Raw genomic sequence first — 14,713 nt, 5'->3', positions numbered from 1 at the left:
CAGATATTTTACTTTTTCAGAAAATCCGGTAAATCATGGAACAGCGATCACAGAATTGCAGCCCGTATTCTGCCTCTTTCAGCATAACAGCCTCAAGTGCCGGTGCGCGGGAAACATCGCACACCTCAAAACCAAGATGCTCATAATAAGGCCGGTTCCAGGCCACATCCCGGAATGTGGTCAGCGTAACTGACGCACAGCCGCGTGCAATCGCCACATTCTGTATCCGCTCAATCAGCTGACGCCCCAGCCCCTGACGCTGATGCGCCGCAGAGACAGAAAGCTCATCAATATGCAGCCCGGTACCGAGGTTGGATACCAGCACAAACCCGGCCGGCTGATCCTGACTGTCCGCCGCCACCCACGCATTGCCATTGGCAATATAATTGCGGAATGCCGTTTCGGAATGGCCTTCACTGCGCGCTATCCATTCATAACCCGGCACTGTCGCAAATAACGCACCGGCAGAGGATTCAACGGCCGGTAACAATGCGGCATCCGCCGGACGGGCCTGGCGGATACGGTATTGCGGTTTGGCTGTCATTCCTGCTCCTGCGCGGTTTGCAGCAGTCGTTTCCAGGTTTCCAGCACCAGCACCTGATCCGGTGGTGTCAGTTCCCCGGCACTGATTGCCTGACGGATACTCTCCTCCACCCGGTTGTGAAGCGCCTCAACGGAGTGATCACCCGACTGCTCCAGCTCTGCCACCGCGAGGGTCAGATGCCCCTGCAGATAGCCGCCCGCAAACAGTTCATCGTCTGTGGCATGTTCGACCATGTCATCAATCTGGGCGAGGATACGCGTTTCATAATCCGCAAGCATGTTTGTTCCTTAAAGTTCAGTCACCGGAATCGTTTGTCAGGCAAACGGATCTTCCGGCCATGGAAATTGGTCCGCAGTCAGCGGCGGCGTATTGTAGAACGATTGCAGGGCATTAATAAACCTTGCTGCACGCGGGGGTATTGAGTTCTGCGCCAGATACTCCATCACCTGCCCGTGAACAATACGCCGGAATTTGACGCGATCAGGCTCGAAATCGCCGTCAAGATTGTCACAACTGACGTTAAACGGATAACCGGCAGCCTGACAAAATAACCAGTCCAGCGCCTGCGGTTTTATTTCCACAACCTCAAATTCTGACTGCGTTTGTGCATCCCGGCCATCCGGGCAGTACCAGTAACCAAAATCCACCAGCTTTCTGCGCTCTTTCCCGGCAATGCACCAGTGCGATATTTCATGGATAGCACTGGCATAAAAACCGTGAGCAAACACGATACGGTTATAAGGCGCTTCATCATCTGCAGGCAGATAAATCGGCTCATCGTCACCTTTAATCAGGCGGGTATTGAAATCAGCAAAAAATTCGTTATCAAAAATCTCAATTAACTGCTGATATTGATGTGTACTCATTGATTATATGAACCACTAATGAAAATTAAAAAAGCTGAGACAGCCACGTACTGATAGTATCGCCGTGATTGTCATAAATCAGTTTGATGCTCATCAGGAAAGAGACAGTTACCAGCATCGGCCGGATCAGTTTTTGTCCGCGGCTCAGCACCATACGGGCACCGAGGCGGGCACCGATAAGCTGTCCGCCCAGCATGGCAAAGCCCATCAGCCAGATAACATGACCGCTGAAAATAAAGAATGAGAGTGAACCGACGTTAGAGGCAAAGTTCAGCACTTTGGCGTGAGCGGTGGCTTTCGCCAGGTTAAAACCGGCCAGGGTCACATACGCCAGTGCATAAAAAGAGCCCGCGCCCGGCCCGAAAACACCGTCATAAAAACCAATGCCGATACCGGCGGTACAGCCGAAGGCAAACGGCATCAGGCGCTGTTTCTGGTCAGCAGCACCAATGGAGGGTGTCAGCAGGAAATAGAGGCCGATGGCAATCACCAGCAGCGGCAGCAACTGGCGGAGGAATTCCGGATTCACAAACTGCACCAGCCCGGAGCCGATAACCGCGCCAATCAGCGTCATCATTATCGGCACCCGTTGCCCCGCAAGATCCACCGCTTTGCGCCGGACAAAATAGAAACTGGCAGAGAAAGAGCCGCCGACCGCCTGTAATTTGTTGGTCGCCAGTGCCTGCACCGGCGGTACGCCGACAGCCAGCAGCGCCGGGATTGTCAGTAATCCGCCGCCTCCGGCAATCGCATCAATAAACCCGGCAATCAGAGCAACAAAGAACAGCAATATATAGATTTCAACACCGAACTGAAACCATTCCATTTTTTACCTGCCAATAAAATCCCGGGCACAATACCCGGGACGTCTGTTTAAATCATGACCAGGCCGGTAACGGCGGCGTGACATCCGCACATTGTCCGCGGTGACGCAGAAGGTGATCGAGCAGCACAATCGCTGTCATTGCTTCGGCAATCGGCACAGCACGTATCCCGACACAGGGGTCATGACGCCCTTTGGTGATCATAGCCACCTCTTCGCCCTGCCGGTTCAGCGTATTACCGGGAACGGTAATCGATGATGTCGGTTTCAGGGCAATATGCGCGATGATTGGCTGGCCGCTGCTGATGCCGCCGAGAATGCCGCCCGCGTGATTGCCGGTAAAGCCGGTCTGATAAATTTCATCCCGGTTTTCGCTGCCTTTGAGGTTAACCACACCGAATCCGTCCCCGATTTCGACGCCTTTTACCGCGTTGATGCTCATCAGCGCATGCGCCAGATCCGCATCCAGACGATCAAAGACCGGTTCACCCAGACCCGCCGGGACGTTTTCCGCCACTACCGTGACTTTCGCACCGATGGAATCTCCCTCTTTTTTCAGGCCGCGCAATAATTCATCCAGCGCATCCAGCTGACGTTCATCAGGACAGAAAAACGGATTTTGCTCTGCCAGTGCCCAGTCGCGGATATCACATTTGATATCCCCCATCTGAGTCAGACAGGCACGGACTGTCACACCGAATTTCTCATGCAGGTACTTTTTGGCGATAGCCCCGGCTGCCACGCGCATCGCCGTTTCACGGGCTGATGAACGGCCGCCGCCGCGGTAGTCACGAAAGCCGTACTTCTGCTCATAGGTGTAATCCGCGTGTCCCGGCCGGAAGAGATCTTTGATGGCACCGTAATCCTGTGAGCGCTGATCGGTATTTTCAATCAGCAGCCCGATACTGGTTCCGGTGGTTTTTCCTTCAAATACCCCTGACAGAATTCTGACCTGGTCCGGCTCACGGCGCTGCGTGGTATAGCGGGATGTGCCCGGACGGCGGCGGTCAAGATCTGCCTGCATATCGGCTTCAGTCAGCGCCAGTCCCGGCGGTACGCCGTCAACAATACAACCCAGCGCCGGGCCGTGTGATTCACCAAAGGTGGTTACGCGAAAAAGTTCACCGATACTGTTTCCGGCCATCGTGTTTTCCTGTCTCTGATTGTGTGCAAGTGAATGGTTTTAACCTGTTTTTATGTTTCTATTCCTACAGGAGGAACGGTTATTTGAAAAGTTTAAAAGCGTCATGATGTTCTGCTAATTGATCACGAGTTAACATAAAGACACCGTCACCCCCGTTTTCAAATGACAGCCAGATAAACGGCACTTCCGGGAATTCGGCCATCAGGTGCACCTGACTGTTACCGACCTCACAAATCAGCACCGCATCTTCTGACATATAATCCGGCGCATTGGCGAGGATCCGGCGTACCAGTTTCAGTCCGTCACTGCCTGCAGCCAGCGCCAGCTCTGGTTCTATGCGGAATTCATCCGGCAGGTCACTCATATCTTCCGCATCCACATACGGCGGATTGGTGACAATCAGGTCATATTTCACCCCGGGCAGATCGTTGAACAGATCTGAACGCATCGGCACCACACGGTGAGATAAGCCATGATTCTCAATGTTCATTTCTGTGACTTCCAGCACATCGGCAGAGATGTCTGCCGCGTCCACTTCCGCATCCGGGAACTCATATGCGCAGGCAATTGCGATACAACCGCTGCCGGTGCAGAGATCGAGAATCGTTTCCGGTTCAGCATCCAGCAATCCTGCAAAGTGATTGTTAATCAGCTCACCAATCGGTGAACGCGGGATCAGCACGCGCTCATCGACATAAAATTCATGGCCGCAGAACCAGGAACGGTTAGTCAGGTACGGCACCGGCACGCGCTCGGTGATCCGGCGCAGTACGCGCTCCACAATGCGGTGACGCTCTGAAGAGGTCAGCCGGGACTGATACAGTTCGGCGGGTAAATCCAGAGGCAGGAACAGTGTCGGCAGTACCAGCTGGAGGGCTTCATCCCAGGCATTATCTGTACCGTGGCCATAGTAAATATTGGCCGCATTAAAACGGCTCATTGCCCAGCGCAGCATATCCTGCAGCGTGTGAAGCTCACTGACGGCTTCATCAACGTAAATTTTATCCAAAGTGCCTCCGGCGGGGTAAAACAAAATAAGATATCTGATAGCGTAGTTTGCCATGAAGTCGCTGCTAAATCAGCATATCTTGTGAAATGCGCGGCAATTTTCCGGTGGCTCCCGTCAGCGGTGACCGGCAGTATAGCGTCAACATCCGTAAAAAAATCAGTTACACTATGGAAAATACTGAGTGATGAGATGTTATGAAAAAGAAGACGCCCCTGACTGATGATGACCTGAACCTGTTTAAAGAGGCCATCAGCGGGACACGTAAAATCAGACAGGATATTGTGGTGCACCCGAAACCACGGGCAGGTGTGACTAAAATTGCGCCTGAACGGCTGTTGCAGGATCAGATTGATGCCAGTTTTTATTTCTCAGATGAGTATCGCCCGAATCTGGATATGGACGGTCCGGCGCGCTATCTGCGGGAAAATGCCAGCCCTTATGAGCTGAAAAAACTGCGTCGCGGGGATTATGTGCCGGAGCTGTTTTTGGATCTGCACGGACTGACTCAGCTTCAGGCCAAACAGGAAATTGGTGCCCTGATAGCCGCAGCCCGCCGTGAAAACACCTATTGTGTCTGTATTATGCACGGGCACGGCAAGCATGTACTGAAACAACAGACACCGTTATGGCTGGCACAACACCCGGATGTGATTGCCTTTCACCAGGCCCCTAAGGAATGGGGCGGTACCGCAGCATTACTGCTGCTGATTGAGATTGCTGAAACCGCCCGGCGCGAGTAATCAGTCAATCTGTCCGGGACCGCGGTGCCAGAGCAGTGTGCCGCGTCCGTCATCACCCAGTTCAATACAGGCAACTGACGATGTTGCAAACATCGGTGCCGTTTCCTGCGGACACAATGCCGCTACCAGATAACCGACCAGCGGCAGATGCGATACCACCAGCACCCCATTGCGCCCCTCTTCCGCCAGAAAACGGATATAATCCGCCACATTCTCCGCATTCCCGGAGGGCGTCAGTCCCGGCATCACCTCTTCCTGAGCAGGTAAACTCAGCGCATCACGGATTTCGGTCAGTGTCTGCTCTGCCCGCAGATACGGGCTGACCAGAACGGTATCAATCTGAACGTGCTGCCCGGCGAGCCATTTTGCCATGCAGCGGGAATCTGTTATCCCTTTTGCGGTAAGGGGCCGGACTGAATCACTGGCGGCCTGCAAAGCAGCATCGCCATGTCGCATAATAAGAACTTGCATACGTCACCGTCTGAACAGGACGGATACGGTCATGTCTGAATCCCCGGGCCGTATCACATCAAAGAATGATCTGTTTAAAATTATCGTTATTTCTGTGTCCCCGTCAGGGGAGGTGAAAGGCATTCTGCCTCAAATTAATCATAATTAAAATGATTCAGCACAGAGATAAACCTGAATTTTGTTCAGAACCTGTTCAGAAAAATGAAACAACCGCCCCTTGTTCTCAGTGACTTCACTGCACTTCCTCAGTAAAAACGGCGGTTATCCGCAGCCCGCTGCTGTAATGCCTCACACGGTGTGAAGCGACCACCGTAACGTGCCGCCAGTGCCGTCAGTTTTTCTGTCATAACGACGGCTGACATACTATCCATATAGTAAAATGGTCCGCCGAGGAATGGCGGAAAACCAATACCAAACACCGCGCCGGCATCCCCGTCCGCCGGTGAACGGATAACCTGTTCATCCAGCGTCCTTACAGCCTCATTTAACATCATCATCAGGCAGCGCTCTGTGATTTCCTGTGATGTCAGACACTCCTGTACGGTGATACCCAGCAACGGATAAATCGCTTTATCCGCTTTACGCGGTGCCTTGCGGCCACAGCGTTTCCACCACGGTAACGGGGTGTAATCATAAAATCCGCGTTTGTTTTTCCTGCCCAGCCGGTTGTCACGGAAAAGCGCATCCAGCTGCGGCGGCAGTGCAAACCGCTCACCAAATGCGGCTTCCAGCACCGGCATAATTTTTGTACCGACATCAATGCCCACTTCGTCCAGCAGTGCTACCGGCCCGATCGGAAAACCGAAATCAGTCAGCGCTTTATCAATTTTTTCCGGCGGTTCACCTTCCGTCAGACAACGTAACGCTTCTGTAATATAAGGTGCCAGAATCCGGTTAACATAAAACCCGGCTTTATCACCAACCACAATCGCTGTTTTTCCCTGTCTGCGCGCCAGTTGCAGCGTGGTTGCCAGTGTCACCGCATCAGTGCCTTCATGGGGGATAATCTCCGCCAGCGGCATTTTTTCGGCCGGGCTGAAATAATGTAAACCAATCACCTTTTCAGGCCGTGATGCCCTGGCGGCAATATCACGGATAGGCAGTGACGAGGTGTTCGAGGCAAAAATAGTATCCGGTGATGTCACTGCCTCGATCTCAGCAATCATCTGTTGTTTCAGTGCCAGCGATTCGAAAACCGCTTCCGCCACAAAATCAATGCGGTGAAATCCCCGGTAATCCGTAGTGCCGGTCATGCCGCTCATCAGTTGTGTCCGCTCACGCGGGGAGAGCCGTCTGCGTTTAACCTGTTTGCTCAGATGCTGCCAGAAAAAAGCCAGTGCTTTATTTGCCCCTTCCTGCGAAACATCTTTGATTCTGACCGGAAGCCCTGCGCGCTGACGGGTAATCGCGGCAATTCCCGCCCCCATCAGCCCGCCGCCCAGCACCGCCACATGATGCAGTTCTGCGGGTTTTACCCCATCGGCAGACTCTTTTTTCAGTGCGGTTGAGGCAAAAAAGAGATGACGGAGTGCACCGGATACCGGGGTAACCGCCAGTTTACCGAATGCCGCGGCTTCGGCTTTAAACCCGGCCTCCCGGCCTTTTTCAAGGCCGCACTGCACCACGTCAATAATCTGTTCAGCCGCCGGATAGTGTCCGCCACTGCGGCGGTGAACCTGACTGCGGGTTATACGAAAGATGATATCCCGCAGTCCCTTCATTTTTTCCAGTCTCTGCCGGAAAGGTACCGGATCCCGCTGTGCCGGATTTGCCGACAAAGCACGAGCCACCGCTGTTTCCAGTAAAATGTCCGGCGGAACAATATCATCGGCCAGCCGCATTTTGACTGCCTGCTTTGCCCGTAACTGCCGCCCTGTCAGCATCATATCCAGGGCGGCCACCAGCCCGATCAGGGCAGGAAGACGTTGTGTACCGCCGGAGCCGGGTAACAGACCCAACTGAACTTCCGGCAGCCCCAGCCGGGTTTTATCACTGTCTGTGACAACACGGCTGTGACAGGCCATGGCCAGCTCAAGTCCGCCGCCGAGACAGCTGCCGTGAATCGCTGCCACAACCGGCAGAGGATAATTCTCAATCAGATTAAATAACCGCTGACCGGATTCAGACAGTGCCTGCGCCTGTGCGGCCTCTGTACATCCGGCTATCATATGAATGTCCGCACCGGCGATAAACGTATCCGGTTTACCGGAGATAATCACCATTGCCCGTAATCCCGGGATTTGCCGGGCATCACGCAGTACTGCCTCAAACTGTGCGGCAAACTCCGCCTTCAGGGTATTCACTTTTTCACCCGGGACATCAATCGTGATGACCCCGGTGTGATCCGGACGCACAGTCAGGCGGAAGGCAGAAGGTGTTTCATCATGTTGTGTCATCATCAGTCTCCCGTCTTATTCCGTTTCCCAGATCATCGCCACGCCGAGACCGCCCGCCGCACAGGCCGTGGTCATTGCAAAACCGCCGCCCCGCCGCCGCAGCTCCCGCAGTGTTTGTGTCACCATCCGGGCACCGGTTGCAGCAAAAGGATGTCCGTAGGCAATTGACCCGCCGAGCACATTAAACCGCGCCGGATCCACTTCTCCCAACGCCGCTGTCCGGTTGAGTTTTTCACGGGCAAAGTCCTCACTGGCAAAACAGTGCAGGTTAGTCAGAACCTGGGCTGCAAAAGCTTCATGCATATCAATCAGTGTCAGGTCAGATAATGTCAGACCGGCGCGATCGAGAGCCAGCGGTGCGGCATACGACGGCCCCAGCAGCATATCTTCCTGCACTGCGTTACCCGTAAATGCATAACTGCGCAGAAAGCCCAGCGGCGTCAGCCCGAGTTCACGGGCGCGGGCTTCGGTCATCATCAATACGGCTGCCGCGCCATCTGTCAGTGGTGTGCTGTTTGCCGCTGTCACTGTACCGTGACGTTTATCAAATGCCGGTTTCAGTTGTGCATAGCTGCCGGGCAGAGAGTTTTTCCGCAGCGTATTATCTTCTTCACATACCTGACTGAACGGCGGGAAACGGGCGGTCATCACCTCATCGCGCAGGACACCGGATGTCCACGCCTGAGTGGCGGCCTGATGTGACTGATGGGCGAACGCATCCTGTGCCTGACGGCTGATATGGTAACGTTTTGCCATCTGTTCGGCGGTATCGCCCATGCGCAGACCAGTGGAATATTCCGCCACCGCAGGGGCAACAGGCAGGAGGTCGCGCGGCCGCAATGCGGCCAGCAACCGGAGTTTCTGCGATAATTTCCGGGCTTTACTGAGATCCAGTAATACTCCGGCCAGTTTGCGTGATACACCAATCGGGAGCACAGAGGCGGAATCTGCCCCGCCTGCGACGGCTATCTGATTTTGTCCGCACTGTATCGCCTGTGCCGCATTGGCGATGGCCTGAAAACTGGTGGCACAGGCACGGGTTACTGAATACGCATCTGTGGTTACCGGCAACCCGGTACTGAGCACAATTTCACGGGCAATATTGGGCGCGGCAGGCATTTGGATCACCTGGCCGAAAACGACAAGGTCAACCAGTTCTGCCGGAAATGACTGGCGAAAAAGGAGTTCCTGCACCACCGCCCGGCCAAGTTCAACCGCCGGGATATCACGGTATACCGTGGACTGCCGGGCAAACGGTGTTCGTAATCCGTCAACAACTGCAATGCGTTCTGCCTGTGCCTGCTTCATTCGTTCATCCTTACATGATGAGAGGTTATCACGAACTGCCGGTGGTCTGACCTGCTGATATTGTTAACATCGTGTTGCATTCACGCAATGTGAATAACTGAAAACTGCGAGGTGGCTCAGGAAATAAACTTTTTATAACAAAAAAAACGATAAAAAAGGCCCCCGCATTCACCGGAGGCCTGAATTTAGTTTGCGTATTATTCTGATGAATTAACGCAGACCCAGTTCAAAGATCAGTGTTTCAGCCTGGCAGCTGAAAGTGAAATCCGCTTTCAGCAGAACGCCGTCAGCCGTTTCTTTATATTCGCTGTGGATTTTGCATGGTTCAGATGCTGCTGCATTTGCTTTGGCAGTCAGTGCTGCCATCATCTGCTCAGCGTCTGCTTTAGATGCAAATACGCGCTCGAAAGAAGAGGTGCAGCTTTCGTTATCAATAATAGTGCCTACATCCACACAGCAGCATGCTGCGGTTTCTTCTGCGCTGCACAGTTTTTTTTCATCAGCCATTTCAGTCTCCCGTTAGTTAAAAATAGCCTGCAGTCTTAGTACTGAATCATACCATTTATCAAAGTAAACCATAAAAATTCAATCTATTGTTTGATCTACTCGGGCTAAAGCCACTTTTTGCTCTCAAAAATCACGTTATTGTTAAATTTTTGTAATCCAAATCGCATTTTTGCATCTCAATCCGCTTATTTTCGTACAAAAAAATAACATTTCAGTGTGCTGATTCTATACTCTGTCAACTGGTCTGATTTGTCATATCAACAAGCAAACATACAATCCAGCGCTACTTCTAACTACCAAAGTAGTACATAAACAAAATAAACAAGAGGGTTTTGGTCATGAACCAGAAAAACCTGTTCACTCGTTCAGCACTGGCAGTGGCAGTTTCATTAACAGCAACTCAGGCTTTTGCGGCGGGTTTTCAATTAAATGAGTATTCCACGTCTGCACTCGGACGTGCGTTTTCAGGGGAAGGTGCCGTGGCAGATGATGCCAGCGTCGGCAGCCGCAACCCGGCAGCAATGACATTATTTGATCGCCCGTCCATGTCCGCCGGTGCGATCCTGATCAACCCGTCAGTGGATATCAGCGGTAAATCCCCGCTGACCGGTAACAGCACTGATGCCAAAGATATCGCGCCAAGCGCGGTTGTCCCGAATCTGCATTTTATTATGCCGATTAATGAAAAATGGTCAGTCGGTGCATCAACCACCACAAACTTTGGTCTGGCAACAGAATTTAAAGATAATTACTCTGCCGGTGCTATCGGCGGCAAAACCGATCTCGTGACGGCCAACTTTAACGTGGCCGGTGCTTATCGTCTGAATGATAACTTCAGCTTTGGTCTGGGACTGAATGCCGTTTATGCTGATGCGGAAATTTCGCGTCATACCGGTGAGCTGGGCCAGGTTGCAGCCGGGCTGACCAAAAATCCTGCATTAGCAAAAATTCCTGCAAACTCTAACCTCGCCAAACTGAAAGGAGACGGCTGGGGTTACGGCTGGAATGCGGGGATGTTATATGAGCTGGATAAAGATAACCGTTTCAGTCTGACATATCGCTCTAAAGTCACTGTGAAATTTAAAGACGGTGATTTCACCCAAAACATTCCGGGTCTTCTTGACCGCTCCACCAAAGGTAAACTGGATCTGAATTTACCGGATATCTGGGAATTCTCCGCTTATCACCGCGTTGCACCAAAATGGGCGGTTCATTATACCTTTGCTTACACCGGCTGGGATTCATTCCAGGAGCTGAAAGCGACAGATAAAGGTAACGGCGGCGTTCTGTTTGAAAAGCATGAAGGTTTCAAAAATGCATACCGCGTAGCATTAGGTACCACTTATTATCATGATGATAACTGGACCTTCCGTGGTGGTATTGCCTTTGATGACAGCCCGGTCCCGGCAAACAACCGCTCTATCTCTATTCCGGACCAGGATCGTATCTGGTTCAGCCTGGGCTCAACCTACGCCTTCAACAAAGATGCGTCTGTTGATGTTGGTGTCGCCTATATGCACGGGCGTAAAGTTAATATCTCTGAGCCGCTGATGAGTAAAGATCAGCTTGCAGCTATCGGTGGCAAATTGGGTAACCCGAACCTGCAAATGCCAAACTACGAATTCAGCTCCTCCGGTAAAGCCTGGTTATACGGTGTTAACTTTAACTACAGCTTCTGATTTTCCGGTCTGAATGCATAAAAAAAGTTCTGGTCACTGACCAGAACTTTTTTATTTGTCTGCCACCAGCACATTATTCGCTGTCGATAGAATCCAGCTCATCGGCAATCGCTGCCGCATTCGGGTTTTCCTGCACTTTCAGTGCCCCGCCGGAAGCAAGGAAATCATTACGCTGGAAGTAAGCCTCACGCATCATCAGATACGGGTCGCTGGAGTTATGCAGCACCCCTTCCGCATCCAGTGCCTGAGCACGGTTATCAATCCCTTCAATAGCCCACTTGCCGACACCCATCCAGATAGTCAGATAACTCAGCATCGGATATGTGGTATCGAGCCAGTCGCCGCCATCCACACGCGGTGTTGCGCCGCCATAACCCGGAATAACCACATACGGACCATAACCCATACCATAATAACCCAGGGTATTACCAAACCGGGCCGGTTCCGTTTTCGCCAGTTCAGGGTTCGCCATAGACGCGACATCAATCAGGCCGCCCAGGCCAAAGACTGTGTTAAGGAAGAAGCGGTTAAAGTGCTTAAATCCCTGGTAAAAATCCCCGCGCAGAAAGTTGTTGACCATACTGGCCGGTTCTTCGAGGTTACCGAGGAAGTTGATGGTGCCGTTTCGTGCCGGTGTCGGCACATAATCGCGCCAGGCAACCGCCACCGGTCTGAGCACATAAGGATCCAGCACGTTATAGTTAAAATTGAACATTGAGCGGTTAAATCCTTCAAGCGGATCACTGCGCGTTCCCGGTGTCTGATCCGAACTTGCGCACCCGCCAATCAGCAGCACCGCAGCAAGTGTCAGGCCACTTACCTGATACTTCATATGTTTCTCCATGCCAAAACGTGAGCAAAATTTACAGTTTCACGTATCTATAATAGGTCAATATTACCCGGATTTTGTATATTTGTGTATGTAAATCATGCCGAAATTACCGGGTTACCCCGGCAGCACAGAGTGGTATCCTGCTCTTCAGGTCAGTCTTTGTCAGCAATACAGGAGCCATCATGAATAAAAAAGTCGGATTTATTGGTTGCGGAAATATGGGAAAAGCCATCCTTAACGGCCTGATTTCAGGAAAAATTATTTCCCCTGATACTGTTTTTGTACATAACCACAGCCCGGCCAGTACCGACCGCGTGGCGCAGGAATTCGGTGTTCACGGTGAGACACAGGCTCAGCGGGTGGCGGAACAATCCGATATTATTTTTATAGGTGTAAAGCCTTACGCCGTTCCCGGTGTATTACGTGATATTTCCCCTTGCCTTAAAGCGGATACCCTGATTGTTTCGATGGCCGCCGGTGTGACTCTGGAAGCTCTGGAAGCCGCCCTGCCGTCATCCGCCAAAGTGATCCGTCTGATGCCGAACACCCCCGCGCTGGTCAATGCCGCGATGACATCCGTTACCGTTAATGCTTATCTGACGGATGAAGAAACTGAGCTGGTGATGTCACTGTGCCGCAGTTTCGGCCGCGCTGAGTTAGTCCCTGAATCACTGATTGATGCCGTGATCGGCGTCAGCGGGTCTGCTCCTGCGTATGTTTTTATGTTTATTGAAGCAATGGCAGATGCGGCTGTGGCTGGCGGTATGCCGCGTAAACAAGCCTATGAGTTTGCAGCACAAACCGTAATGGGGGCGGCAAAAATGGTTCTCGAAACCGGCAAACATCCGGGCGAACTGAAAGATATGGTCTGCTCGCCGGGCGGCACCACGATTGAAGCAGTCATCAAACTGGAAGAAATGGGTTTACGTCAGGCGGTGATAGCCGGTGTCCGCAGTGCGACAGAAAAATCACAGGAAATGAGCCGTAAATAATCACCTGATACCGGAACCGGCAACAATCGCGCCGGTCCCGGTCTGTTCAGTTGCTCACCGCCCTGTCAGTTACCTTTGGCCTGTGATAAATATTTCTGCATCTCATCTTCCGGAACCATGCCGCCGCCGGTTGCCCAGACCAGATGTGTGGCATTCGCCATCCGTTCCGGTGCCAGCGATTCAGCCTGTAAATACGCCTGATTCCGGGTCACATGCACACAACCGGGCATGCCCGCTAAAGCGGAAGGTTCCAGCCGGATAGCTTCCGTCTGATCAAGCAATCCTAACAGGTTATACATTTCCGCATCGTCAATGGTGTAATAACCGTCGATCAGCCGCTCCATGGCCCGGCCGACAAATCCGGATGCCCGGCCGACCGCAAGCCCATCGGCCGCAGTAATATTATCAATACCGATTTCCTGAACAGAGATGGCATCATGAAGACCGGTATGCACCCCGAGCAGCATACAGGGTGAATGTGTCGGTTCCGCAAAGAAACAATGCACCGCATCACCAAATGCCAGTTTTAATCCGAATGCAACACCGCCGGGGCCCCCGCCGACACCGCACGGTAAATACACAAACAGCGGATGCTGCTCATCAACGGTAATTCCCTTTTCTGCAAATTGCGTTTTCAGCCGCAGACCCGCCACCGCATAGCCTAAAAAGAGTGTGGAGGAGTTCTCATCATCAATAAAGAAGCAGGACGGATCTTTTTCGGCTTCCTTACGCCCCTGCTCCACCGCGATACTGTAATCCTGTTCATACTCAACAACATTGACACCATGAGAACGTAATTTGTCTTTTTTCCATTGTCTGGCATCCGCAGACATGTGCACACTGACACTGAAACCCAGCTTCGCGCTCATAATGCCGATGGACATCCCTAAGTTACCGGTTGATCCGACAGCAATACGATACTGACTGAAAAACTGCCTGAATTTATCCGAGAATAACACCGCATAATCATCACCGGTTGACAGCAATCCTGCCTCCAGCGCTAATTTTTCCGCATGGGTCAGCACTTCATAGATCCCGCCACGCGCTTTTATCGAACCGGAGATCGGCAGATGACTGTCTTTTTTGAGATACATTTTCCCTGTCAGCGGCGTCTGATAGCGTGCCGCAAGAGCTGCCTGCATCTCCGGAATCGCTACCGCTTCAGATTCAATGATCCCCTGCATGACCTGTGTTTCAGGAAAGGCTTCCATCAGATACGGGGCAAAGCGGCTTAAGCGTGCTTGTGCATCCTTCACATCCTCAAGCGTTAGTCCCACATACGGCAAACCCGCTTCCGTGGTGGTTACGCTGGGGTTAAACCATGCCACCTGTTTTAAATCAATCAGTTTCTGAACCAATGGATAGTCAGCAATTAACTTTTCAATATTAATCTGAGTCATCA

15 protein-coding genes are annotated in these 14,713 nt (G+C 52.2%); 3 read left to right on the top strand and 12 right to left on the bottom strand.

What is annotated here, in order from left to right:
- Window positions 1-16 precede the first annotated feature (16 nt).
- The 6 genes from GN208_RS08910 to prmB all read right to left on the bottom strand — a co-directional run bounded on the left by GN208_RS08910 (window position 17) and on the right by prmB (window position 4,386).
- On the bottom strand, window positions 17-544 hold the full coding sequence (locus GN208_RS08910) for a GNAT family N-acetyltransferase (RefSeq protein WP_004235093.1): 528 nt from the start codon (window positions 542-544) through the stop codon (window positions 17-19).
- Window positions 541-822, bottom strand: coding sequence for a YfcL family protein (locus GN208_RS08905; protein WP_004235092.1), 282 nt, complete (start codon window positions 820-822; stop codon window positions 541-543). The genes GN208_RS08910 and GN208_RS08905 overlap by 4 nt, the downstream gene beginning before the upstream one ends.
- A gap of 36 nt (window positions 823-858) precedes the next feature.
- Window positions 859-1,410 carry an elongation factor P hydroxylase gene (locus tag GN208_RS08900; protein WP_004235090.1) on the bottom strand — a complete coding sequence of 184 codons (552 nt, stop codon included), beginning with the start codon at window positions 1,408-1,410 and terminating at the stop codon, window positions 859-861.
- A gap of 25 nt (window positions 1,411-1,435) precedes the next feature.
- Window positions 1,436-2,236 (bottom strand): sulfite exporter TauE/SafE family protein, encoded by an 801-nt coding sequence (locus GN208_RS08895; protein ID WP_004235088.1) that lies wholly within the window; start codon window positions 2,234-2,236, stop codon window positions 1,436-1,438.
- A gap of 52 nt (window positions 2,237-2,288) precedes the next feature.
- Window positions 2,289-3,377 carry a chorismate synthase gene (gene aroC, locus GN208_RS08890; protein WP_004235086.1) on the bottom strand — a complete coding sequence of 363 codons (1,089 nt, stop codon included), beginning with the start codon at window positions 3,375-3,377 and terminating at the stop codon, window positions 2,289-2,291.
- Window positions 3,378-3,456: 79 nt separating this feature from the next.
- Window positions 3,457-4,386 carry a 50S ribosomal protein L3 N(5)-glutamine methyltransferase gene (gene prmB / locus GN208_RS08885; protein WP_015422786.1) on the bottom strand — a complete coding sequence of 310 codons (930 nt, stop codon included), beginning with the start codon at window positions 4,384-4,386 and terminating at the stop codon, window positions 3,457-3,459.
- 194 nt (window positions 4,387-4,580) lie between these two features.
- Here prmB and smrB point away from each other — a divergent pair, with 194 nt between their 5' ends.
- Window positions 4,581-5,126 carry an endonuclease SmrB gene (gene smrB / locus GN208_RS08880; RefSeq protein ID WP_004235084.1) on the top strand — a complete coding sequence of 182 codons (546 nt, stop codon included), beginning with the start codon at window positions 4,581-4,583 and terminating at the stop codon, window positions 5,124-5,126.
- Here the strand turns inward: smrB and sixA are convergent, their stop codons facing one another.
- The 4 genes from sixA to GN208_RS08860 all read right to left on the bottom strand — a co-directional run bounded on the left by sixA (window position 5,127) and on the right by GN208_RS08860 (window position 9,808).
- Complete coding sequence (gene sixA, locus GN208_RS08875) at window positions 5,127-5,597, bottom strand: phosphohistidine phosphatase SixA (RefSeq protein ID WP_036417769.1); 471 nt, start codon at window positions 5,595-5,597, stop codon at window positions 5,127-5,129.
- A gap of 245 nt (window positions 5,598-5,842) precedes the next feature.
- Window positions 5,843-7,996 (bottom strand): fatty acid oxidation complex subunit alpha FadJ, encoded by a 2,154-nt coding sequence (gene fadJ, locus GN208_RS08870; RefSeq protein ID WP_004235081.1) that lies wholly within the window; start codon window positions 7,994-7,996, stop codon window positions 5,843-5,845.
- A gap of 12 nt (window positions 7,997-8,008) precedes the next feature.
- Window positions 8,009-9,301 carry an acetyl-CoA C-acyltransferase FadI gene (fadI, locus tag GN208_RS08865; RefSeq protein WP_004235079.1) on the bottom strand — a complete coding sequence of 431 codons (1,293 nt, stop codon included), beginning with the start codon at window positions 9,299-9,301 and terminating at the stop codon, window positions 8,009-8,011.
- Window positions 9,302-9,511: 210 nt separating this feature from the next.
- On the bottom strand, window positions 9,512-9,808 hold the full coding sequence (locus tag GN208_RS08860) for a DUF406 family protein (RefSeq protein ID WP_004235078.1): 297 nt from the start codon (window positions 9,806-9,808) through the stop codon (window positions 9,512-9,514).
- A gap of 338 nt (window positions 9,809-10,146) precedes the next feature.
- Here GN208_RS08860 and fadL point away from each other — a divergent pair, with 338 nt between their 5' ends.
- Complete coding sequence (gene fadL, locus GN208_RS08855; protein WP_004235077.1) at window positions 10,147-11,487, top strand: long-chain fatty acid transporter FadL; 1,341 nt, start codon at window positions 10,147-10,149, stop codon at window positions 11,485-11,487.
- Window positions 11,488-11,560: 73 nt separating this feature from the next.
- On the opposite strand, the gene mlaA is transcribed toward fadL, so the two are convergent.
- Window positions 11,561-12,319: a phospholipid-binding lipoprotein MlaA gene (gene mlaA / locus GN208_RS08850; RefSeq protein WP_004239833.1), complete on the bottom strand. Its 759-nt coding sequence runs from the start codon at window positions 12,317-12,319 to the stop codon at window positions 11,561-11,563.
- Window positions 12,320-12,501: 182 nt separating this feature from the next.
- On the opposite strand from mlaA, the gene proC reads away from it, so the two are divergent.
- Window positions 12,502-13,311 carry a pyrroline-5-carboxylate reductase gene (gene proC, locus GN208_RS08845; RefSeq protein WP_032098653.1) on the top strand — a complete coding sequence of 270 codons (810 nt, stop codon included), beginning with the start codon at window positions 12,502-12,504 and terminating at the stop codon, window positions 13,309-13,311.
- A gap of 65 nt (window positions 13,312-13,376) precedes the next feature.
- On the opposite strand, the gene GN208_RS08840 is transcribed toward proC, so the two are convergent.
- The gene (locus tag GN208_RS08840; protein WP_061057463.1) at window positions 13,377-14,711 is read right to left on the bottom strand and encodes a D-serine ammonia-lyase; all 1,335 of its coding nucleotides are present in this window, start codon (window positions 14,709-14,711) and stop codon (window positions 13,377-13,379) included.
- Window positions 14,712-14,713: the final 2 nt, after the last annotated feature.

Source organism: Morganella sp. HSTU-ASny43, assembly GCF_022819185.1.
GTDB lineage: Bacteria > Pseudomonadota > Gammaproteobacteria > Enterobacterales > Enterobacteriaceae > Morganella > Morganella morganii.
The sequence above is the reverse complement of the archived record's forward strand: the minus strand, read 5'-3'. Positions and strand labels throughout refer to the sequence as shown.

Bases quoted from the DNA above. Each gene is read 5' to 3' on its own strand.
- GN208_RS08910 (WP_004235093.1), bottom strand. From the start codon at position 544: ATGACAGCCAAACCGCAATACCGTATCCGCCAGGCCCGTCCGGCGGAT.
- GN208_RS08905 (WP_004235092.1), bottom strand. From the start codon at position 822: ATGCTTGCGGATTATGAAACGCGTATCCTCGCCCAGATTGATGACATG.
- GN208_RS08900 (WP_004235090.1), bottom strand. From the start codon at position 1,410: ATGAGTACACATCAATATCAGCAGTTAATTGAGATTTTTGATAACGAA.
- GN208_RS08895 (WP_004235088.1), bottom strand. From the start codon at position 2,236: ATGGAATGGTTTCAGTTCGGTGTTGAAATCTATATATTGCTGTTCTTT.
- aroC (WP_004235086.1), bottom strand. From the start codon at position 3,377: ATGGCCGGAAACAGTATCGGTGAACTTTTTCGCGTAACCACCTTTGGT.
- smrB (WP_004235084.1), top strand. From the start codon at position 4,581: ATGAAAAAGAAGACGCCCCTGACTGATGATGACCTGAACCTGTTTAAA.
- sixA (WP_036417769.1), bottom strand. From the start codon at position 5,597: ATGCAAGTTCTTATTATGCGACATGGCGATGCTGCTTTGCAGGCCGCC.
- fadJ (WP_004235081.1), bottom strand. From the start codon at position 7,996: ATGATGACACAACATGATGAAACACCTTCTGCCTTCCGCCTGACTGTG.
- fadI (WP_004235079.1), bottom strand. From the start codon at position 9,301: ATGAAGCAGGCACAGGCAGAACGCATTGCAGTTGTTGACGGATTACGA.
- GN208_RS08860 (WP_004235078.1), bottom strand. From the start codon at position 9,808: ATGGCTGATGAAAAAAAACTGTGCAGCGCAGAAGAAACCGCAGCATGC.
- fadL (WP_004235077.1), top strand. From the start codon at position 10,147: ATGAACCAGAAAAACCTGTTCACTCGTTCAGCACTGGCAGTGGCAGTT.
- mlaA (WP_004239833.1), bottom strand. From the start codon at position 12,319: ATGAAGTATCAGGTAAGTGGCCTGACACTTGCTGCGGTGCTGCTGATT.
- proC (WP_032098653.1), top strand. From the start codon at position 12,502: ATGAATAAAAAAGTCGGATTTATTGGTTGCGGAAATATGGGAAAAGCC.
- GN208_RS08840 (WP_061057463.1), bottom strand. From the start codon at position 14,711: ATGACTCAGATTAATATTGAAAAGTTAATTGCTGACTATCCATTGGTT.